Here is a 19,065-nt window from a genome sequence, read left to right as displayed (position 1 = left end):
ATCATCTCATGAAAAAAAATTATACAGATCTCGTCAATAGAATAGACTTTAACAAATCTTCCAGTGGAACGGTTCCTGCCATCATCCAGGATGCCTCCACTAATGTAGTGCTCATGCTTGGTTATATGAATAAAGAGGCTTTGCTCGAAACGATTGATTCGGAATTGGTCACATTTTTTAGCAGAAGCAAAGGCAGGCTTTGGGTGAAGGGAGAAACCAGCAAGAATTATTTGCATGTAATAGAGATTAAAACAGATTGCGATTTTGATACGCTACTTATAAAAGCAAAACCTGATGGCGTAGTATGCCACACCGGCGCTGAAACTTGTTTCAATGAGGAAAATTCCGGCCAGGATTTTTTGCGGGCGCTTGAAAAAATTATTGAAGGAAGAAAGAAGCATCCTGTTTCCGGTTCATACACTTCCACATTATTCAAAGAAGGAATTAACAGGATGGCTCAAAAAGTAGGCGAGGAGGCCGTTGAGTTGGTGATTGAGTCAAAAGATAATAATTCTAAATTGTTCCTGAATGAAGCCGCTGATCTCATGTTTCACTACCTCGTTTTATTGCAGGCAAAAAATAAAACGCTGGATAATGTAATAGAGGTTTTAGAAAAAAGGCATAAAGACGTGAAGTGATAAATTGAAATTTACGGTGAAAAAAATAAATGCTGATGGCTATACAAACGTTTAATGAAAATGAAATATGCCGAAGCCGCCCGTAAATACGCTTCCAAAGCCAACGCTAAAAGAAAAGTTTGCAGCGCTAAGTAATCTTCCGCGATTTTTCAGGCTGGTATGGGATACCAATCGTTATTATTTCATACTAAACATTTTGCTTCGCTTAATTCGTTCAACCATACCCGTTAGTATTCTTTACATTGGTAAGCTTATAATAGATGAGGTTATTTTCTTAACGCAGAATCATTCTGCGGACCATAGTTATTTGTGGAAATTAGTAGCAGTTGAATTTTTATTAGCCATAATTTCCGATGCATTGGTTCGGGCTACTTCTCTTGTGGACGGCCTTCTGGGCGACAGGTTTGCTCTTCACACCTCGGTGAAAATTATGGAACATGCAGCCACGCTTGATCTTGAACAGTTTGAAGATTCAGAATTTTATGACAAACTGGAACGGGCACGGCAACAAACCACCGGCCGCACGGTGCTCTTATCGCAATTGATGACGCAGGTGCAGGATATTATTACCATGGCTTTTCTGCTTGTAGGCTTGATGGCTTTCAATGCGTGGTTAATCCTTTTATTACTAATCGCTATTATTCCTGCATTTCTGGGAGAATCCTATTTTAATGATCGGAACTATGCGCTGACACGCGGCCAAACGCCGGAGCGGCGCGAGCTCGACTATATGCGATTTCTCGGCGCCAGCGATGCCACAGCCAAAGAGGTAAAGCTTTTTAATCTTTCTGATTTTCTGATTGACCGGTTTAAATTTTTAAGCGACAAGTTTTACCTTGATAATAAAAATCTTTCTGTCAGGCGCGCATCGTGGGGAACAGTTTTCGCATTGATTGGAAGCATGGGCTATTATGCTGCATACATTGTGATGATTGTAAAAACTGTAGCTGGCGCGATTACTATCGGTTCGCTTACCTTTCTCGCCGGTTCGTTCAGACAACTGCGTAGTTTACTTGAAAATATTTTATCCCGCTTTACCACTGTATCGCAAAGCGCAATTTACCTGCGCGATTTCTTTGATTTTTTTGAAATACAACCAAAAATTTCTGTGGCACCAAACCCGTTGCCATTCCCTAATCCGATTAAGAAAGGCTTTACTTTTGAAAACGTTGGCTTTAAATATAGCAACACTGAAAGCTGGGCCAACAGGCATTTAAATTTTACGCTGCAGGCCGGTGAAAAAGTAGCGCTCGTTGGCGAAAACGGCGCGGGAAAAACAACCCTGGTGAAATTACTTTCCCGTTTGTACGACCCTGTTGAAGGCCGCATTTTACTGGATGGTATCGATCTGAAAGAATACAATATCATTGACCTAAGAAAAAATATCGGAATTATTTTCCAGGATTTTTTGCGTTACCAGATGAGCTTTGCACAAAATGTCGCCGCAGGAAATATTGATGAACAGTTTAACCGCCCGTTGATAGAACAATCTGCAGAAAAAAGCCTGGCTCATCTTCTTGCAGAAAGATTGCCTGACAAATATGACCAGGCGCTTGGCCGCCGCTTCAACAATGGAGTGGAGCTTAGCGGTGGCGAATGGCAAAAAATTGCAATAGCAAGAGCTTATATGAAAGACGCTCAATTATTGATTTTAGATGAGCCCACAAGCGCTTTGGATGCTCGTGCAGAATATTCGGTGTTCCAGCGTTTTGCAGAATTAACGAAAGGTAAAACCGCGGTACTCATATCCCACAGGTTTTCCACGGTTCGCATGGCTGACCGGATAATTGTTTTAGATAAAGGGCAAATTATAGAGATGGGAAGCCATGAAGAATTAATAAAAAAGAATGGCCATTATGCAGAATTATTTATGCTGCAGGCCAAAGGGTATAAATAACAAGAACAATTTTCGGCATCTGTTCAATCAGGATTCAACCAAATTCTCCACAAAAAAAAATTAGAAAAAATATTCTAATTTTCAGCAAAATATATTTCCCGGCAAAATTCTTTCACCAGAAAAGATTAAATTGTGTAAGATTTTACCGTTTATTTTTCCAATTGATCTAAGCAATCCCGTATGAATAAAAAGGGAGATTCTGAAAAAAGAGCAGAAAAGCAATTTAACCACCATACACCTTCCTCAAGCGTTGCCCGTAAACTAAGTGATTTTACTACAACTCCATCGGTTATAAAATTAATTCCACTGTCTGTTATAATCGGAATTTTTGGTGCTTTTATCGCACTCATCCTTCTCGATCTCATCGCTCTTATCACCAATATTTTATATTATCAAACATTTGATTTCACGCTTGTTTCGCCGAGAAATAATACCATAGGCTGGTGGGCAGTTTTGATACCAATGGCTGGCGGTTTGATTGTCGGATTTATGGCGCGTTACGGTTCAGAAAGAATTCGCGGCCATGGAATACCGGAGGCCATGGAAACTATACTGGTGGGTGGAAGCAAGGTAGAACCAAAATTGACCATCCTTAAGCCAATAGCAAGCGCTATCAGCATTGGCACCGGTGGCCCGTTTGGTGCTGAAGGCCCTATAATATTAACCGGCGGAGCCGTGGGCTCAGTGCTGGCGCAGTTTTTAAGTCTCACGGCAATTGAACGGCGAAGCCTTTTGGTGGCAGGTGCTGTTGCGGGAATGAGCGCTGTATTCGGAACTCCTATCGCCGCAGTTATTTTGGGAGTAGAATTACTTTTGTTTGAATGGAAACCGAGATCGTTTATTCCTGTTGCGATTGCAAGCATTGTGGCAGACGCTGTCCGTCATTTATTCGTTCAGCAGGGATGGATGCGTGCTGAGCCTTTGTTTCCGGTGGGAAATATGATGGACTTGCCTACCAGCGGCCTTTTGGACGCGCTGGTATTGGGTGTGGCCTGTGGCCTGATGGCGTGGTTGCTCACAAAAGCGGTTTACGGTGCCGAAGATGCTTTTCGAACATTGCCTATACACTGGATGTGGTGGCCGCTGATCGGCGGTTTTATTGTTGGGATAGGCGGCATAATAGAACCTCATGCGCTGGGCGTAGGTTATGATACAATTGCGGATGAACTCGGGGGCAACCTTGCTGTTACAACCCTGATAAGCATTTTCGTTGTCAAATTAATTATCTGGGCCGTTGCTTTAGGCTCGGGAACAAGCGGAGGTATTCTCGCGCCAATCTTAATCATGGGCGCCGCGCTTGGAGGCCTGCTAGGAGTAATTTTTCCCGGAAAGATTCCATCAGAGTGGGCTTTGCTTGGTATGGCCGGCGCTTTGGCAGGCGTAATGCGTTCTCCTTTCACTTCCATTGTTTTTCCCATTGAACTTACACACAGCACTAATTTATTTCTTCCTCTTTTGATAACGGTCACGCTGGCTCATCTCATTAGCGTACTTACGCTGAAGCGTTCCATTTTGACTGAAAAGGTGGCGCGGCGCGGGTTTCATGTGCTGCGCGAATATGCAGTTGAACCATTAAAAGTGTTATTTGCAGAGGATGTGATGTCTACGGAGGTATTGACCATTCCCTCAGGTACGCCTTTACAAAACGCAGGAGAAATGATTAAGACGCAAAACCATTTAAGAAAGCAACGCTTGCTTCCCATTGTGAATGCAGAGGGTATTTTGCTGGGAGTGATTTCGTGGCAGGACGTATTGCAGAAAGCTTTGTCAGGAGATCTTTCAGGGAAAGTGGATGATTACATGATTAAAGAAGTGATTACTACTTTTCCTGAAGAATCGTTGCGCTCCATTGCAGATAGAATGGCCGAAAATCATGTGGGCGTTCTTCCTGTAGTTGACAGGTATAAAAAAGGGAAGCTTCGTGGCTTAATTACGCAGTATGAATTGCTGACAGCAAGAGACCGCTTGCTGCAGGAAGAGCGAAAGCGCGAAAGAATTCTGAGAATGTGGCCTGTCAACTGGTATGGATTGCACACTGAACATAGCCATCCGCCAAATGCCCCAGGTGATCCGCAGCGTGACAATCCACCAGTAAACGAATAAATTTCTTAGATTTTTTTTAGGTTTTTTTATCACGTGACTGCTTTTTCATGACAGCATGCCGGTTTGAAAAATACACGGAATTTTAAGCGTTCCCAAACATGCTGCAAGTATTTTAAAAGACATAAAGACTGTTTCATGTTTTTTTGGGTTAATAATTTAATTTGCAATAAAAAGCTGCAAATGAAAATTCTGGTAGTAGATGATGAAAGAGACATTCAGCCCCTTTTTGAACAGCGGTTCAGAAGGGAAATCAAAAGTGGCAAGGTTCAGTTTGAATTTGCCTTTTCCGGGGAAGACGCCCTGAAATATCTTGACAAACATGGCCAGGAAGCAGTTTTGATTTTATCAGATATCAATATGCCGGGAATGAGCGGGCTCGAATTATTATCACGCATCAAGAAAAACCACTACCAGCCGCCGCCGGTTGTAATAATGATTACTGCTTATGGCGATAAGGAAAATTATAATATGGCGAAAGAATTAGGCGCCGACGAATTCCTAACCAAACCTGTCGATTTCAATCTCTTAAAACAAAAGCTTAAAATATTACCAGATGTCTAAAATTTTGGTAGTTGATGATGAAGCCGACCTTGAAATTTTGATCAAGCAAAAGTTCAGGCAAAAGATCAGGGAGAAAAAATACGTATTTGTATTTGCTGAAAATGGAAAAACGGCACTCGAAAAAATTAAAGAAAGCCCTGACGTGGATATCGTGCTCAGCGATATCAATATGCCCGTGATGGATGGCCTCACCTTGCTTACAAAGCTGAATGAACAAAACAGCCTTATCAAATCAGTAATTGTTTCCGCTTATGGAGATATGCAGAATATCCGCACCGCGATGAACCGGGGCGCTTTCGATTTTATTACCAAGCCAGTTGATTTTGAAGATTTGGAACTCACAATGGAAAAGACAATCAGGCAGGTAAACCTGATGCGTGACACCGTAAAAGCCATTAAGGAAAACAACATCCTGAAAATGTATGTAGACCAAACCGTACTTAATTTTATGGGCGCCCGTGAATTTGAAAACACGCTGCTCGAAAATGAAACCATAGAAGTATCTGTTGCCTTTATTGACATTTGCCGCTTCACGTCTATCAGTGAAAACGCAGAACCTGATAGGGTGGTGAAATTACTAAACAGTTATTTTGATGTGATAGTGAAAGAAATTATCGCGCAAAATGGATATGTAGATAAATTTATCGGCGATGCCGTGATGGCAGTCTTTAAAGGCGATTTTCACCTCGACCGCGCTATCGATGCCTGCCTTTCGGTAAGAGAAGAAATTGAAAAATTACCTAACGAATCAGGTGAAGCGGGATTTTTGCCAAAAGTATCTATCGGCATCAACAGTGGGCAGGTGGTAAGTGGAAATATTGGTTCAGCGGAGCTCAAAAGGCTGGATTATACAGTAATTGGCGATGCAGTAAACATTGCACAGCGGCTACAGTCAAAAGCTGCAGAAGGGCAAATATTGATCACTGAAATATCTTACGAAAAAGTAAAGGAATCTTTTCAATGCAGAAAAGTAGGAGAGCTGAACTTAAAAAATAAAATCCTGCCGGTTATGACGTATGAAGTGTTGAGCTAAATGAGAGCGAGAGAGAGATTAGAGGGTGAGAGAGTGAGCATACAAAAAATTTCCAAAACATGACTGATACAGAATTTAATGAGCAGTTTCGCAGGCGCACACAACAATTTGCAGTAGGGGCACTTCTGAGTCAGTTCCGTTTAATACCGCCACAAATATTATAACCTGCAGTTTGGAAAATCAGGCACATCTGTCGGCGCCAATTTCCGGGCGTTTTTGCCGTGGAAGATCTAAAAATGAAAAATATTCAAAATGTGTATTGTTGTGGAGTAAGCAGATGAATGTAGTTATTTTTGAAAAAACCCAATATGGCCACAAAAATGAATTGAAATGCCCTTCCGCAGAGATTTTTGAAATTCTGAAAGTCTGTTCCAAAATAAAATCTTCTCTCCCGGCCTAACCTCTCACCCTCTCATATCTCTCACATCTCTCACTCTCTGATAATTCTTTAACACACCCTTTAATCCAATCTGTAATAATTTTACGTAAATAGGAATTACAACAACTTTATATACAATGAAAAAAATTCTTTTTTACGCGCTGCTGCCGGTGGCTGCGCTTTTATCTCTCGCATTAACTTCAGCTTGCAACAGTCCTGTTTCGCAGGCGAAGGCCGCATCAGAAAATCCTGCGTCTCGTTTTAAGGCCAAGACCGACACCGCTACGTTTGCTGCCGGATGTTTTTGGTGTGTTGATGCACAATTCAGCCAATTGAAGGGTGTTGATACTGTTATTGCGGGATTTGCCGGCGGTCATGTTAAAAATCCTACTTATGAAGAAGTGTGCACGGGCACTACGGGCCATGCGGAGGCCTGCAACATCATTTATGATCCTTCAATAATTACTTACGATGAATTGTTGGAGGCATTTTTCACTGCCCACGATCCTACACAACTCAACAGGCAGGGAAATGATGTGGGCACACAATATCGCTCAGCTATCTTTTATCATAATGCCAGCCAGGAAAAGAAAGCTGAATATTATATTAAAAAACTGAACGACGTAAATGCCTACAAAAATAAGATTGTGACGCAGGTAGCGCCCTTTACCGTTTTTTATGAAGCTAAAGATTACCATCAAAATTATTATAACAAAAACCCTGAGCAGGCTTATTGCAAATATGTGATTCAGCCGGAGCTTGAAAAGTTCAGAAGGGTGTTCAAGGATAAATTAAAAAATCCTTAATAGAAAAACTATTCTAAAAAAATTACCATTATGAAAGCAACAATTATATTAACCGCTGTCTTTCTTTTTTCGTTCGGATATGGCGGATGTCAGCAAAAGAACGGCAACTCAAACAAAGTGAAAATGACACAAACAAAAAACCCCTATTATTCCAATACGGATACCAATAAATTAAATGTATCCAATGCTGAATGGAAAAAAATACTTTCACCCGAACTGTATGCAGTAGCCAGGGAAGCTGCAACCCAGCAGGCTTTCACCGGTGAATACTGGGATAAAAATCCAAAAGGAACTTATTATTGCGCCGTGTGTGGCAATAAGCTTTTCAGGTCGGATGCCAAATTTGCCAGTTCGTGCGGCTGGCCGAGCTTTTTTGAAACTTCCCGGCCTAACAGCGTAATTTACCGCGATGATAATTCCTTCGGAATGCACCGCACAGAAGTATTGTGTGAGCGATGTGGCTCACATCTTGGCCATATTTTTGACGATGGCCCCGCGCCGACTTACAAACGCTATTGTATGAATTCTATTTCCCTTGATTTCCATCCCGACGGGGGAGGGCTCGCTCATAAATAGGTTTGAATACATTTCTCATCAACATTTTAAACGGGTAAATAAAGAAATATTCGTTTTTTATATTCTGATGAACTGGTACTTCGTCGGCAGGCGGTCACTTTCAATTTTTTGCAACCAATCGCTGCTATTTATTCCGATAAGTTTCGCTGCTCCGGGTATTGCATCAATTCTATGATAGGATTTATGGGATAAGAATGCTATTGGCATATTTGTTGGAAAGAAAAATAGAAATGAGCTCTCTCCGGCGAGAGATATTTCTTTTTATTGAATCTTGAAAACAATTTTCCTATGGCTACAAAATCGATAATGAAGGTAATTGACGAGCAGCAATGGTTAGAAGATGCCGGCGAGGCAATCCAGCCGGTGGTTATAAATGCATTTAAAGCAGGCGGCGAAACCGGTAACAAAATTAAAAATTTTCTACACGGCAAATGGCTTGGTCATGCACTTCACCCAATGGTTACTGATGTTCCGATAGGTGCATGGACCACCGCGGCTGTATTGGATTCCATGGAATTATGTGGCAGCGAAAAATACAAAGCCGGTGCAGATGCTGCGGTAAATATTGGCCTTGCCGGCGCAGCGGGCGCAGCCTTAACAGGCATCACAGACTGGACAGGTACTTCCCAGGCTGAAAGGAGGGCGGGCCTTGCGCATGCTATCATCAATATTGGTGCTACTGCGCTTTTTTTATCTTCTGCACTATTAAGAAAGAATGAAAGCTCACGCAAAACTGCTATAACGCTCTCAATGCTTGGCTATGGTCTTGCCAGCTTTTCTGCTTACATAGGTGGTAATCTTGTGTATAACCAACAAATGGGCGTGAACCACGCAGCCAGCCCTGATGGATTTCCCAATGAGTTTACAGAAGTGTGTTCAGAAGATGAATTACCTGACAATTCCATGAAATGTGTTCGTGCAGGTGAAACAAAAATTTTGCTGGCCCGGAAAAACAACCAGCTATTTGCCATCGCTGACACATGCAGCCACATGGGCGGGCCGCTTTCCGAGGGAGAATTATTACCCGATTGCCAGGTGCGATGCCCATGGCATGGCTCAGTTTTTTCTTTGAGAGATGGCAGCGTGGTGGACGGCCCAGCCACTGAACCGCAACCTGAATTTGAGGTTCGTACGCGCAATGGAAAAATAGAAGTCAAGCTGAAAGAGAATATCTCAAGCAGCTATGTGCCACCGGCAGGATAATTTGTCAAATGGCATATAGAAAATTTTTTCTAATCAATTAATTTAAACGTTATGGAAGAAAAAAATAAAAATGATCGTAAAGCCGCTGAAAAATTACGGCAACATAAAAAGTCAACTGATACATCAAAGGTAAAAAACGGATCCACAAAAGATAAAGAAAAAAAGATTCAGAAAACCGGGGAAAAATATGACGACTGGAACGACCCCACAGGTAACACTCACCTGAGTGACAAGACTTGAAAACCAGTCGCAGTCAGACTTTTGTTGGTTTTATCAGATTATAAAAACACCAACCACAGGTGATATCTTATTTAGATGTCACCTTTTTTATGAAAATAAAAACAAGGAGTAAAATTTCATTTACTGTTGCCCAGCAGCCATTTTTCTGCCTTTTCTAAAGAAGTGAACGCACAGTTATTCAGCTTACGGCTAATGCAAAGCGTTTCCCATGTATCGGCCATCTCTTTATATTGCGGCGCCACCACTACAGCAATCTTATATTCCCTGATTGTAGCCGGAAAATCTTCGGCATATCCTTTTACCAAATCAAAAAATGCATAAATATCCTCAGGCAAATGTGTTTGCCTTTCGTCAACCAATATTTTTTTAAAAGGATGCTTCACAAATTCATGGTAAAGCAATTTTGATTGTTCAATTAGTTCCTCTTTTGTTTCAATATTAGCTTGCGTTTCTATTGAAAGATAGCCGTTCTTATTTTGGGTTGTAATTGAAATTTCCATTAGTTGTTTTCCTGATTGTGCAATTTAATATGCAACACCGAATTCGCCTCCAAATTTTCATTAAAAAACAGATAAATAATCATGTGACGTTTCGTTCATTTCCCCCACCATTTAAACTTCATTTATGCCAGGCCAAGCCGCAAAATTGATTTTAAAAAAATATGATAACAATCTTGTAACCTTTTAAGCCAACTTCACTCTATTGGTTAAATAAACAAAATAAGTATCATGAAACTCATTAACACACTTACTAAGTCAGCTATATGCCTGCTGGTGAGCACTGGTTTCCTGGCTTTGCCTGCCAATGCGCAAAAAAGCCAAAAATTAACCGACCCCGAAATTGCATCAGTGGCAGTCACAGCAAATCAGATTGACATTGATTATGCAAAAATTGCCATTAAAAAATCAAAGAATCAGCAGGTAATTGATTTTGCAAAAACAATGGAAAAAGACCATGGCGCAGTGATTAAGCAGGCAGTAGCATTGGTTACAAAACTGGGAGTTACTCCTAAGGACAATGCCACCAGCCAATCACTAAATGCACAGGCAGTGAAAGAACGTAAAGCCCTTAATTCCAAATCAGGAAAGGCTTTTGATAAAGCGTATGTGGATAACGAAGTGGCCTATCACACAGCCGTAATTAATGCTGTTGAAACTGTTTTGATTCCTGATGCTACCAATAAAGAATTGCACGATTTATTAGTAAGTGCAGTACCCTTATTTAAAGCGCATTTGGAACATGCGAAAATGCTTCAGAAAAGTTTAGGAAAATGAAAAATTCAGTAGCTGTATTGGGAATAAGGGTTTGTTTATTATTCCCAATACTTTTTTTATTTAGCTGCTCTTCACCAAATAAGAAATCTGACGCAAAACAAATGGAAACAGAAGAAAATATTAGTAAAACAGATACAGTTACTATCAGCATGATGAAATTTAATCCCGACATGTTAAATGTAAGCAAAGGCGATACGGTGGTTTGGATCAACAAGGGAATGGTGCCGCACACGATTAAGTCGTACCAGGATAATAAATTCTATTCTGATACGCTTGCCCCCGGCCAGGCATGGAAATGGATAGTTAATGACAGTGCTTCGTATTTTTGCACTATCCATCCTGCCACTATGAAAGCTAAATTAATGCTCAAATAACAATAATTTTGGGCGCGAAAATTTAGGAAAAGTATTAGATGAATTTAAAAATCAGTGATGTTGGATACACAGTTTGAAAAATATGCTGACGTTGAAATAATCAGCAGAATTAATGAAGGCGAAATTAAGTTGTTCGAAATTTTAATCAGAAGGTATGACCCCTTTCTGTATAAAATAGGAAGATCGTACCGGTATAATCATGAAGACACACAGGACCTGATGCAGGACGCCTATATCAATGCCTATTGCAACCTGAAAAAGTTTGAAAACCGCTCTTCATTTAAAACATGGCTTACGCGCATCATGCTGAATGCATGCTATCAAAAAAGCCATAAATCAAGTTTCAAAAATGAAATCCGGGACGACAATTTTCAAAATGAAAAGGCCGATGTCTTGTTTGAACAATCATACAACAATGAAAAAATTGCTATGAATAAAGAACTCGGAAGGGTAATTGAAAATGCCGTACATAAGATACCCGAAGATTACCGGATTGTATTTACACTTCGGGAGCTAAACGGTTTAAATGTAGCAGAAACGGCTGAGGCCCTGGATATTTCCGAAGGCAATGTAAAGGTTCGGCTAAACCGTGCCAAAGGGATGCTGCAAAAGGAAATAAAAAAGATGTATTCGCCGGGTGAAATATTTGAGTTTAACCTGATTTATTGCGATACGATGGTAAACAGGGTAATGGTAAAAATTTATGAATTAATAAAATCGGAAAATGAAAACTGAAATTGAAATTGACAACGAAGTTGAAAGCGAAATAGATTCAATATACCTTGAAGACATAGATAAAGATTTTATAAAGTACCCTGGAAAGTCTTCAGTTGACAACAATGAAAAATTAAATGATGAAGAGAAAATTGAAATCATTGCCAGCCACTTTGGAGCCATCATGAAAACTTTGGGGCTGGATTTAAATGATGACAGTCTGAAAGATACACCCCATCGCGTGGCTAAGATGTTTGTGAAAGAAAGTTTCAGTGGGCTAAATCCTGCCAACGAGCCGTCCGTCACCCTTTTTGAAAATAAATACCAGTATAATAAAATGCTGGTGGAAAAAGGAATCACATTGTATTCTTATTGTGAGCACCATTTCGTGCCCATCATCGGGAAAGCGCACGTAGCCTATATTTCGAAAGGAAAAGTAATTGGACTGTCTAAGATAAACAGGCTGGTACAATATTATGCAAAAAGGCCGCAGGTGCAGGAAAGGCTCACTAACCAGATAGGCGAAGCTTTGAAGAAAGCAATTGGAACAGAAGACGTGGGCGTAGTAATAGAAGCCGATCATCTTTGTGTAGCATCCCGCGGAATCAAAGATACCGGCAGCAGCACCGTCACCACGTTTTACTCAGGCAAGTTTTTAAATGAAGAAATGAAGCGTGAGTTTTTGTCTTTAATTAAGTAAACAGTTGTAAGTTATAAGTTGTAAGTTATAAGTTTGAACGACCCAAACCTATAAGGTTTTCAAAACCTTATAGGTTTTTTTATAAAGTGCAATCCTGTAAATCCTTACATCATAATCTTGCATGGACAGGTAGCTACCTGCCCATACCCAACTCAGGCAAGTTTTTAAATGAAGAAATTAAGAGAGAGTTTTTGTCTTTAATTAAAAGTTGAGAGTTGAGAATGAGTAATGAATTCTGATTCTTCCAGCAAACGGACAAATAGTTACATTTTTTATTTTATCGGTTCTCTCTGCGGGGTATTCCGCCGAAGTTGATCGTGTTGCCAAATCACCGGCAGGGCTGCTGAACAGGATTGGGCTAAGCGTTAATTAAAATCAAGAGAGCGTTTTACCGCCTGCTCAAACCGGCTTCCGTACAGGCTCCTGATTCTTTCGAGGCAGATATCTATTATGTAATGATTATCCTGATCGCTGTAGCTCAAGACTCTGGTAGATTTGTTCGGGTCCGGATGCCAGCCGCGCGAATCAATAACATGTATTTCATCAAACTGCTGATCACTTAATTTACCGGTTGGAATTACGGTCAAACCAAATTTGGTTTTGATTGGCCTGCCATCTACTGACACGCTTTTTATGCTATAGGGTAACGTTCTGTTGTACACATCCATTACAGCGGCTAAATCAAATTCACTCATTCCATCACCAATTACTACTGCCACATTTTTATTTGATTGGAATAAAACTTTACTTATCATTCGGCCTTTATCGCTAAGACTTAAGGTAATACTTTCATGTGACATTCGCGGACTGGGATAAGGGTAATGTATTTCGTTAATAACGCGCTCCATTGTTTCTTTTCCAAAAAAATCACCAATCACCAATAAAGATCCTTCGCTTGCATTAGAAACACCGGCGGTGCTGTAAAGATTGCCCGTTTTTACCACCGCCTTATCTTTTACCCATACAGGTTTTTTGAAGTTTCGTTTGATGGATTCAAAATCAGACGAATGGGCTGTAAGTAGCTTGCCATCGAAAATGCCCGTAGCTGCAGCCGTAGCAGATCCATCACATACAGATAATAAAACGGTTGATGCATTAAAATGCTTTTTCACCCACTCAATTATTACAGGATCCTGTTCCGAGCTATCAGTAGCCGACAAAAAAGGAATGACTATCACATCCGGCTTAATGCCTGCTGAATCCATCCCGGAAAATGTAAACTGCGGCAGAATAAACACACCCTTTTTCATCCGGATGGGAGAATGTTTTTTTGCGACAATGTAAACGTTGGCTTTTCCTGTAGCATTAAAAAGATAAAAAGGTGCCAGCATGTCAAATAATTCAGTTCCGTCATTATTGGCAATTACCGCCACCGTTTTTTTCGCACTATCATAAAGAGGCTGCGTGGGCGGAAAGTTGTTAGCACCATTATAAGCAGGCACAGAATACACTTCATGGAGTGGCCTGTAAAGCCGCGCAAAAATAAAAAGTAACAGCATGGTGATGCTGAGGGCAATAATCAATCTTTTCATGTTTTATTTTTTAACCGGCTTGCACCGGGCGTTTGAAGGACTTACCATTGTTGAGCGAACAGGAAACCTGAGAGCGAAAAACGCCTGGTTTGTGCTAATTCAATTTTCGGAAAAAGAAAGCGCCAGTTTTTTCTTATTGATTTCTTTAAAATAGGAGGTGGTTAACCCGGTTTGTTGCCTGAATTGTGCGGATAGATGGGCGACACTATTGAAATTAAATTTGAAAGCAATATCCGACAAAGGAAAATTGGAATACACTAAAAATTCTTTGACCTTACTGATACGATATTCAATAATATATTGTTCCACTGTTATCTTTTCTGCTGCAATAAAGGCCTTGCTCGCCATCGTATAGTCCGTATGCAGCCGTTGTTTCACGAGCTCGGAAAAACGAAATGGGGTGGGAAAATCGTAATTGCCGCTGTATACTTCTTCTATCAGTTGCTTTACTTTGGTCACCATTGCTACCTTTTTGTCTTCCATCAAAACGAAGCCAAGGTTCTGCAATCTCTTCTTTAAAACATTGCTGTCATGCACGTCACTTCCGGCAAAGTTTACTTCACCAAGGGAAATGTCAAGCGGCGTGTAGCCAAGGCTTTCCAGTTCGTTTCTTACCGATAATAAGCACCGGTTACAAACCATGCCTTTAAGAAAAATTACCTGCTGCTTCATGTTAGTATTTTTTTGAAGCGCAAAGATGAAATCAGTGAGGCTAAGAATTGTTATAGAATAACGGGGAAGATTTATATAATTTCATGTACCCACCTCGTCAAGAGGCTTACGGCCGATTTCTTTTGCAGATTGCTTGTATTGAGAAGGTGTCAGCCCGGTAATTTTTTTGAACTGCAGCGAAAGGTGCTGTACACTGCTGTAGGATAGTTTAAAAGCAATCTCATTCAGGTTTAATTCATCGTAGGCAAGCAATTCCTTAACCCGTTCAATACGCTGAAGGATAACATACTTTTCAATGGTGATGCTTTCGATAGAGGAAAATAATGCTGACAAATAATTATAGTCTGTATGAAGCTGTTCCGCTAATATCACTGACAGCTTCTTGTTCATCAAAAGCTCATCATCACTATGTATGTATTTAATAATGCAGGATTTTATTTGTGAAATGATGGAAGCCTTACGGTCATTCAAAAGGTCAAATCCCAATAAATTTAATTCCGCATTTAATCGTAAAAATGTCTCATCATCCAGCCTGTCGTACAGGACAATTTCTCCCAGTTCTACTTTTTCATAAGGAATTGAAAGCCTATCCAACCGTTGCTGCACCATCATAATGCAGCGATTGCAAACCATATTTTTTACGAAGAGAATCATAAGCAATAAAGGTATTTATTTCCAAAATTTCACACAGGAAATTTTATAAATTTTTCGATTTAAAATATAATAAGATTTTTTGCACGCAAAATAATTTTGCATCCTCAATTTATCATTTATAATTCAAACTTTTTTCAAATGCAACCAACCAACAGCATCATTGAATACACACTAATCGCCAGCGAATTTGACTGGGAATTAAGACCCGGCAAAACTATTCGCGCCTGGGGCTTTAACCAGCAACTTCCCGGCCCTGTTTTAAAGGCAAAACAAGGGGATACACTCGTCGTGAACGTTATCAATAATCTTCCGGAAGCAACCCTCATTCACTGGCATGGCATCCGCCTCCCGGCCACTATGGATGGTACAGGTGAAGTTCAAAAGCCTATTGAGCCCGGTGAAACATTTACCTATCGCTTTGTGTTGCCTGATGCAGGTACCTTCTGGTATCATTCTCATCAGAATGAGACCGTGCAGATGGAAAGGGGTATGTATGGCGGTATAGTAATAGAAGCAAAGAATGACCCGGTGGTGGATAATGACCGGATATTATTGATTGATGATATGACGCTTACGAAAAATAACAGCTTTAAAAACCGTGGAGCAGCAGGCCGCTGGATGGAAAGGCATGATGGGAGAGAGGGCGAAACGCTCCTGGTGAATGGTAAAGAGTCTTTCACGCTTCACATGAATGCCGGGCATGTTGAAAGATGGCGCCTTGTAAATTCAGCCAGTGCGCGGTATTTCAGGTTAAGTCTCAATGGTAAACCTTTTAAAGTAATTGCGACCGACGGTGGTTTACTGGAGTGCCCAAGAGAGGAAACGGAATTATTAATTACCCCCGGCGAACGCTTTGATATCCTGGTAGGGCCTTTTAATGAAGGTGAAATTTTTCAAATTGAAACGCTTCCCTACAACCGGGTCACTTTTGGAAGACCTAAAAAACACAAATATGCTACCGTACATGTAATGGCTGAACAAAAATCCAAAGCCCTTGTACCGGATAAATTTGACGAAATACCCATACTTGCCCCACAAAATGCAGCGGTTAACCGTACGGTGAAATTGTCAGTAGTGCCCAGCCTGAAGCGGGGGATTGACTTCGTAGTAAACGGAGAAAGGCATTGTAATGACAAGCCCGTAATGGTAGGTGATTTACAGGTGTGGGAAGTAATGAATACAAGCCTGATGGATCATCCTTTTCATTTGCACGGATTTTTCTTCCAGGTGCTGGAAGAAAACGGCGAGGCACCGGCATACAAGGCATGGAAAGATACTTACAATTTAAAGCCGAAAAGCAGGGTCAAAATTGCATGGATGCCTGATAACCGCCCGGGGCGTTGGATGTATCATTGCCATATCCTGGAGCATCATGCTGCCGGAATGATGGCTCATTTTGAAGTGGTGGATCCTGCACGCCAGGATGAAAGGCTGCCCAAATCCGTTCACAGTTGCCACGCTTAATTTAATAATCTTAAAACGAATCTCATGCAAATTGTTATTTTATTATACAAAGGATTTACGGCACTGGATGTCGTGGGCGCCTACGAAATTCTCTGTCGTTTGCCGCAGGCAAAAGTAAAATTTGCTGCAAAGGAAAAGGGAGTAATTGAAAGTGAATATGAAGCGATGAAAATGGTAGCCGGTTACAGGCTTGACGAAATTCAGAAAGCGGACATCCTGCTCATACCTGGTTCTACCTACGCCTTCATGCAGGTTGCGAAAGATAAAGAAACCCTTGAGCACATTTGCCGTATTGACACGACAACGAAATGGACAACGAGTGTTTGTACCGGTGCTGTTATCCTGGCCGCAGCTGGGCTTCTGAAGGGAAAGAGCGCCACCACCCATTGGGCGGTGATGGAAAAATTACCGGCCTTTGGAGCTTTGCCTGTTTCAGAACGATACGTGCAGGACGGCAAGATAATTACCGCCGCCGGGGTAAGCGCCGGAATTGATATGGCATTGTTCTTAACAAAAATGATTACGGACGATGAGCAATCAAAGATGGTGCAACTGGTGACAGAATATTATCCCGAACCGCCAACAGGCATTGCCAAATTGAACCTGGTATCAAAAGAGGTTAAGGAAAAAGCAGGCGCATTTTTAAGAACGGAAATTATAAAAATGAGTGGAGCAGAAGCTGTTTTGAGTTAATATCGAAAGTTTGTTATATGCCTGCCTTTCACTATGGCAGGCATTTTTCATTTTGAATACAGTCTGAAAAAAATGGAAGCAAAAGAATCCATCAGGGAGCAGATAAAAAGTAATTTTATTTCAAGCTGTTGCTCATCGGCGCGTACCCGGCATGTTGTACCAGCACACAATTGTTCAGCGGCTCAAATGATTGCATCAATCCTGGAATTATATAAATCTCTCTGTTCAAATTGTAACGATACACTTTTCTGCCCCGATAACTTTGCATTATTAATTCACATACATAAAATTGTTTAAAAAATGGAAACAACAACTAAAAAATGCAATTGCGGCAACGCTGGTTGCTCTTGCGGCGACAATTGCCCCGGGGCTAATTGCACTTGCGGATGTACAATCTGCGCTTAAAAAATCAACCGGGAGAAGCAAGTCTTTTCCCGGTTTTTATTTTCTAAATCCTATAACTATAATTATGTCACTCTACACTTTTTCAGGTAAAACATCACTGCCCTCAATAGCATCCATTCCAGGATTAACTATTGAAGAATCAAATAATGTGGATATGCTTTCCGCGATGGCCGGCATCACGCCAGAGGAAGTTGGTAAGCGCATGTCGGATGATCACCTTGCATTCATAGCCTTTATGAATAACATTCCTGCTGCATTTGGCTGGATGGCCACCGGCACCGCATTCATCGGTGAGCTTAATCATGAAATGATACTTCCTGTAAGAAACCGTTACTTGTGGAATTTCCGCACATTGGAACAATTTCGCGGCAGGGGCATATACCCGGTGCTCCTTCAATATATCATCCGCCATGAAGAAAAGCGGGCCGATACGTTTTGGATTATTCATGCACCTGAAAACAAGTCTTCGCTAAAAGGCATTCAGAAAGCAGGATTTGAATTTGCCGGTAAATTGTATAAAAGAAGCGGTACCACAACTATTGAGTCTACAGCCCAATCAATTTCTCTCAGGCAGCAGTTAGCGGAAATGAATATCACTATTTCAGCAAAAGATCCGGCCTCCTGCTGGAACTGCAGCAGTCCTTATTTAAAAAAACGTTCCAATGAGTGTTGCTGTAGTAAAGAAGGCAATGATTGCATTGATAATCACCTAACTTCCTTTTCTTACTTTACAAATTAGTGAAGAAAAAGCAAGCATGCAGTTGTTATGTCACTCATTATTTTCTATGTCTCATTTGTATGGATAAGAACATCGATTCTGACAACTACAAAGTCATTACTCCCCAGTCGTTTCTTTTTCTATCATCTTTCTGATAAGTTATAAATAATGTGTTATTTTGTTATGCCCTCAGTAAACGGACAAATAATTACATTTTATATCTTATCGAATCACTCTGCAAGCCATTACCGGCGGCGAATTTTACACCATCCACCACTAATCCTCAGCCAATAAAAAAGGCCAATTCCCTGAAGAAGAACTGGCCGTTTTATTAACTAGTTAATCCTTAATAACCCAAGTAATCCACAAATAGGAAAGGTTTGGGGATAAAAAGGCCAGATAAATTTTGCAGAAGAAATGAAATTTGTA

Annotated in this window: 20 protein-coding genes; 16 read left to right on the top strand and 4 right to left on the bottom strand. The window is 40.8% G+C overall.

Annotated features, from left to right (window positions below; all coding sequences use genetic code 11):
• Window positions 1-8 precede the first annotated feature (8 nt).
• The 9 genes from hisIE (at window position 9) to EFY79_RS19875 (ending at window position 9,436) form a co-directional block, all read left to right on the top strand.
• Window positions 9-638 (top strand): bifunctional phosphoribosyl-AMP cyclohydrolase/phosphoribosyl-ATP diphosphatase HisIE, encoded by a 630-nt coding sequence (gene hisIE, locus EFY79_RS19920; RefSeq protein ID WP_123122514.1) that lies wholly within the window; start codon window positions 9-11, stop codon window positions 636-638.
• A gap of 67 nt (window positions 639-705) precedes the next feature.
• Window positions 706-2,535: an ABC transporter ATP-binding protein gene (locus tag EFY79_RS19915; protein ID WP_123122513.1), complete on the top strand. Its 1,830-nt coding sequence runs from the start codon at window positions 706-708 to the stop codon at window positions 2,533-2,535.
• 180 nt (window positions 2,536-2,715) lie between these two features.
• Window positions 2,716-4,638, top strand: a complete 1,923-nt coding sequence (locus EFY79_RS19910) for a chloride channel protein (protein WP_123122512.1) — start codon at window positions 2,716-2,718, stop codon at window positions 4,636-4,638.
• Window positions 4,639-4,818: 180 nt separating this feature from the next.
• Complete coding sequence (locus EFY79_RS19905) at window positions 4,819-5,199, top strand: response regulator (RefSeq protein WP_123122545.1); 381 nt, start codon at window positions 4,819-4,821, stop codon at window positions 5,197-5,199.
• The gene (locus EFY79_RS19900; protein ID WP_123122511.1) at window positions 5,192-6,232 is read left to right on the top strand and encodes an adenylate/guanylate cyclase domain-containing protein; all 1,041 of its coding nucleotides are present in this window, start codon (window positions 5,192-5,194) and stop codon (window positions 6,230-6,232) included. The genes EFY79_RS19905 and EFY79_RS19900 overlap by 8 nt, the downstream gene beginning before the upstream one ends.
• Before the next feature lie 516 nt (window positions 6,233-6,748).
• A complete protein-coding gene (msrA, locus tag EFY79_RS19890) occupies window positions 6,749-7,417 on the top strand; it encodes a peptide-methionine (S)-S-oxide reductase MsrA (RefSeq protein ID WP_123122509.1) in 669 nt (222 codons plus the stop codon).
• Window positions 7,418-7,447: 30 nt separating this feature from the next.
• On the top strand, window positions 7,448-7,993 hold the full coding sequence (msrB, locus tag EFY79_RS19885; RefSeq protein ID WP_123122508.1) for a peptide-methionine (R)-S-oxide reductase MsrB: 546 nt from the start codon (window positions 7,448-7,450) through the stop codon (window positions 7,991-7,993).
• A gap of 288 nt (window positions 7,994-8,281) precedes the next feature.
• Window positions 8,282-9,196, top strand: coding sequence for a Rieske 2Fe-2S domain-containing protein (locus EFY79_RS19880; protein WP_148041984.1), 915 nt, complete (start codon window positions 8,282-8,284; stop codon window positions 9,194-9,196).
• A 51-nt stretch (window positions 9,197-9,247) separates the two neighbouring features.
• A complete protein-coding gene (locus EFY79_RS19875; protein WP_123122506.1) occupies window positions 9,248-9,436 on the top strand; it encodes a hypothetical protein in 189 nt (62 codons plus the stop codon).
• Between the two features lie 116 nt (window positions 9,437-9,552).
• Here the strand turns inward: EFY79_RS19875 and EFY79_RS19870 are convergent, their stop codons facing one another.
• On the bottom strand, window positions 9,553-9,936 hold the full coding sequence (locus EFY79_RS19870; protein ID WP_123122505.1) for a hypothetical protein: 384 nt from the start codon (window positions 9,934-9,936) through the stop codon (window positions 9,553-9,555).
• A 228-nt stretch (window positions 9,937-10,164) separates the two neighbouring features.
• Here EFY79_RS19870 and EFY79_RS19865 point away from each other — a divergent pair, with 228 nt between their 5' ends.
• From EFY79_RS19865 to folE, 4 genes are all read left to right on the top strand, one after another.
• Window positions 10,165-10,710: a DUF4142 domain-containing protein gene (locus tag EFY79_RS19865; RefSeq protein WP_123122504.1), complete on the top strand. Its 546-nt coding sequence runs from the start codon at window positions 10,165-10,167 to the stop codon at window positions 10,708-10,710.
• 101 nt (window positions 10,711-10,811) lie between these two features.
• A complete protein-coding gene (locus EFY79_RS19860) occupies window positions 10,812-11,084 on the top strand; it encodes a plastocyanin/azurin family copper-binding protein (protein WP_158605264.1) in 273 nt (90 codons plus the stop codon).
• A gap of 57 nt (window positions 11,085-11,141) precedes the next feature.
• Window positions 11,142-11,819, top strand: a complete 678-nt coding sequence (locus tag EFY79_RS19855; protein ID WP_123122502.1) for a sigma-70 family RNA polymerase sigma factor — start codon at window positions 11,142-11,144, stop codon at window positions 11,817-11,819.
• The gene (folE, locus tag EFY79_RS19850; protein ID WP_123122501.1) at window positions 11,809-12,498 is read left to right on the top strand and encodes a GTP cyclohydrolase I FolE; all 690 of its coding nucleotides are present in this window, start codon (window positions 11,809-11,811) and stop codon (window positions 12,496-12,498) included. Before EFY79_RS19855 ends, folE begins: the two co-directional genes overlap by 11 nt.
• A gap of 365 nt (window positions 12,499-12,863) precedes the next feature.
• On the opposite strand, the gene EFY79_RS19845 is transcribed toward folE, so the two are convergent.
• From EFY79_RS19845 to EFY79_RS19835, 3 genes are all read right to left on the bottom strand, one after another.
• Window positions 12,864-14,030 (bottom strand): DJ-1/PfpI family protein, encoded by a 1,167-nt coding sequence (locus EFY79_RS19845; protein ID WP_123122500.1) that lies wholly within the window; start codon window positions 14,028-14,030, stop codon window positions 12,864-12,866.
• Between the two features lie 99 nt (window positions 14,031-14,129).
• Entirely contained in the window at window positions 14,130-14,702 is a 573-nt protein-coding gene (locus tag EFY79_RS19840) for a helix-turn-helix domain-containing protein (protein ID WP_123122499.1), read from the bottom strand.
• A gap of 81 nt (window positions 14,703-14,783) precedes the next feature.
• The gene (locus EFY79_RS19835) at window positions 14,784-15,356 is read right to left on the bottom strand and encodes a helix-turn-helix domain-containing protein (protein ID WP_123122498.1); all 573 of its coding nucleotides are present in this window, start codon (window positions 15,354-15,356) and stop codon (window positions 14,784-14,786) included.
• Between the two features lie 138 nt (window positions 15,357-15,494).
• On the opposite strand from EFY79_RS19835, the gene EFY79_RS19830 reads away from it, so the two are divergent.
• The 3 genes from EFY79_RS19830 (at window position 15,495) to EFY79_RS19815 (ending at window position 18,657) form a co-directional block, all read left to right on the top strand.
• Complete coding sequence (locus EFY79_RS19830) at window positions 15,495-16,820, top strand: multicopper oxidase family protein (RefSeq protein WP_123122544.1); 1,326 nt, start codon at window positions 15,495-15,497, stop codon at window positions 16,818-16,820.
• A 24-nt stretch (window positions 16,821-16,844) separates the two neighbouring features.
• Window positions 16,845-17,513: a DJ-1/PfpI family protein gene (locus EFY79_RS19825; protein WP_123122497.1), complete on the top strand. Its 669-nt coding sequence runs from the start codon at window positions 16,845-16,847 to the stop codon at window positions 17,511-17,513.
• 289 nt (window positions 17,514-17,802) lie between these two features.
• Window positions 17,803-18,657, top strand: coding sequence for a GNAT family N-acetyltransferase (locus EFY79_RS19815; protein ID WP_233578066.1), 855 nt, complete (start codon window positions 17,803-17,805; stop codon window positions 18,655-18,657).
• Window positions 18,658-19,065 lie beyond the last annotated feature (408 nt).

It is taken from the genome of Hanamia caeni (assembly GCF_003721595.1).
Taxonomy (GTDB): Bacteria; Bacteroidota; Bacteroidia; order Chitinophagales; family Chitinophagaceae; genus Ginsengibacter; species Ginsengibacter caeni.
Note: the sequence above shows the minus strand (reverse complement) of the source record. Positions and strands in the feature narration are given on the sequence as shown.

What these genes read in the sequence shown, in the direction of transcription:
- EFY79_RS19830 (WP_123122544.1), top strand. Translation starts at nt 15,495, where the DNA reads ATGCAACCAACCAACAGCATCATTGAATACACACTAATCGCCAGCGAA.
- msrA (WP_123122509.1), top strand. Translation starts at nt 6,749, where the DNA reads ATGAAAAAAATTCTTTTTTACGCGCTGCTGCCGGTGGCTGCGCTTTTA.
- EFY79_RS19835 (WP_123122498.1), bottom strand. Translation starts at nt 15,356, where the DNA reads ATGATTCTCTTCGTAAAAAATATGGTTTGCAATCGCTGCATTATGATG.
- hisIE (WP_123122514.1), top strand. Translation starts at nt 9, where the DNA reads ATGAAAAAAAATTATACAGATCTCGTCAATAGAATAGACTTTAACAAA.
- EFY79_RS19825 (WP_123122497.1), top strand. Translation starts at nt 16,845, where the DNA reads ATGCAAATTGTTATTTTATTATACAAAGGATTTACGGCACTGGATGTC.
- EFY79_RS19880 (WP_148041984.1), top strand. Translation starts at nt 8,282, where the DNA reads ATGGCTACAAAATCGATAATGAAGGTAATTGACGAGCAGCAATGGTTA.
- folE (WP_123122501.1), top strand. Translation starts at nt 11,809, where the DNA reads ATGAAAACTGAAATTGAAATTGACAACGAAGTTGAAAGCGAAATAGAT.
- EFY79_RS19845 (WP_123122500.1), bottom strand. Translation starts at nt 14,030, where the DNA reads ATGAAAAGATTGATTATTGCCCTCAGCATCACCATGCTGTTACTTTTT.
- EFY79_RS19870 (WP_123122505.1), bottom strand. Translation starts at nt 9,936, where the DNA reads ATGGAAATTTCAATTACAACCCAAAATAAGAACGGCTATCTTTCAATA.
- EFY79_RS19860 (WP_158605264.1), top strand. Translation starts at nt 10,812, where the DNA reads ATGGAAACAGAAGAAAATATTAGTAAAACAGATACAGTTACTATCAGC.
- EFY79_RS19865 (WP_123122504.1), top strand. Translation starts at nt 10,165, where the DNA reads ATGAAACTCATTAACACACTTACTAAGTCAGCTATATGCCTGCTGGTG.
- EFY79_RS19910 (WP_123122512.1), top strand. Translation starts at nt 2,716, where the DNA reads ATGAATAAAAAGGGAGATTCTGAAAAAAGAGCAGAAAAGCAATTTAAC.
- EFY79_RS19855 (WP_123122502.1), top strand. Translation starts at nt 11,142, where the DNA reads ATGTTGGATACACAGTTTGAAAAATATGCTGACGTTGAAATAATCAGC.
- msrB (WP_123122508.1), top strand. Translation starts at nt 7,448, where the DNA reads ATGAAAGCAACAATTATATTAACCGCTGTCTTTCTTTTTTCGTTCGGA.
- EFY79_RS19840 (WP_123122499.1), bottom strand. Translation starts at nt 14,702, where the DNA reads ATGAAGCAGCAGGTAATTTTTCTTAAAGGCATGGTTTGTAACCGGTGC.
- EFY79_RS19900 (WP_123122511.1), top strand. Translation starts at nt 5,192, where the DNA reads ATGTCTAAAATTTTGGTAGTTGATGATGAAGCCGACCTTGAAATTTTG.
- EFY79_RS19875 (WP_123122506.1), top strand. Translation starts at nt 9,248, where the DNA reads ATGGAAGAAAAAAATAAAAATGATCGTAAAGCCGCTGAAAAATTACGG.
- EFY79_RS19915 (WP_123122513.1), top strand. Translation starts at nt 706, where the DNA reads ATGCCGAAGCCGCCCGTAAATACGCTTCCAAAGCCAACGCTAAAAGAA.
- EFY79_RS19905 (WP_123122545.1), top strand. Translation starts at nt 4,819, where the DNA reads ATGAAAATTCTGGTAGTAGATGATGAAAGAGACATTCAGCCCCTTTTT.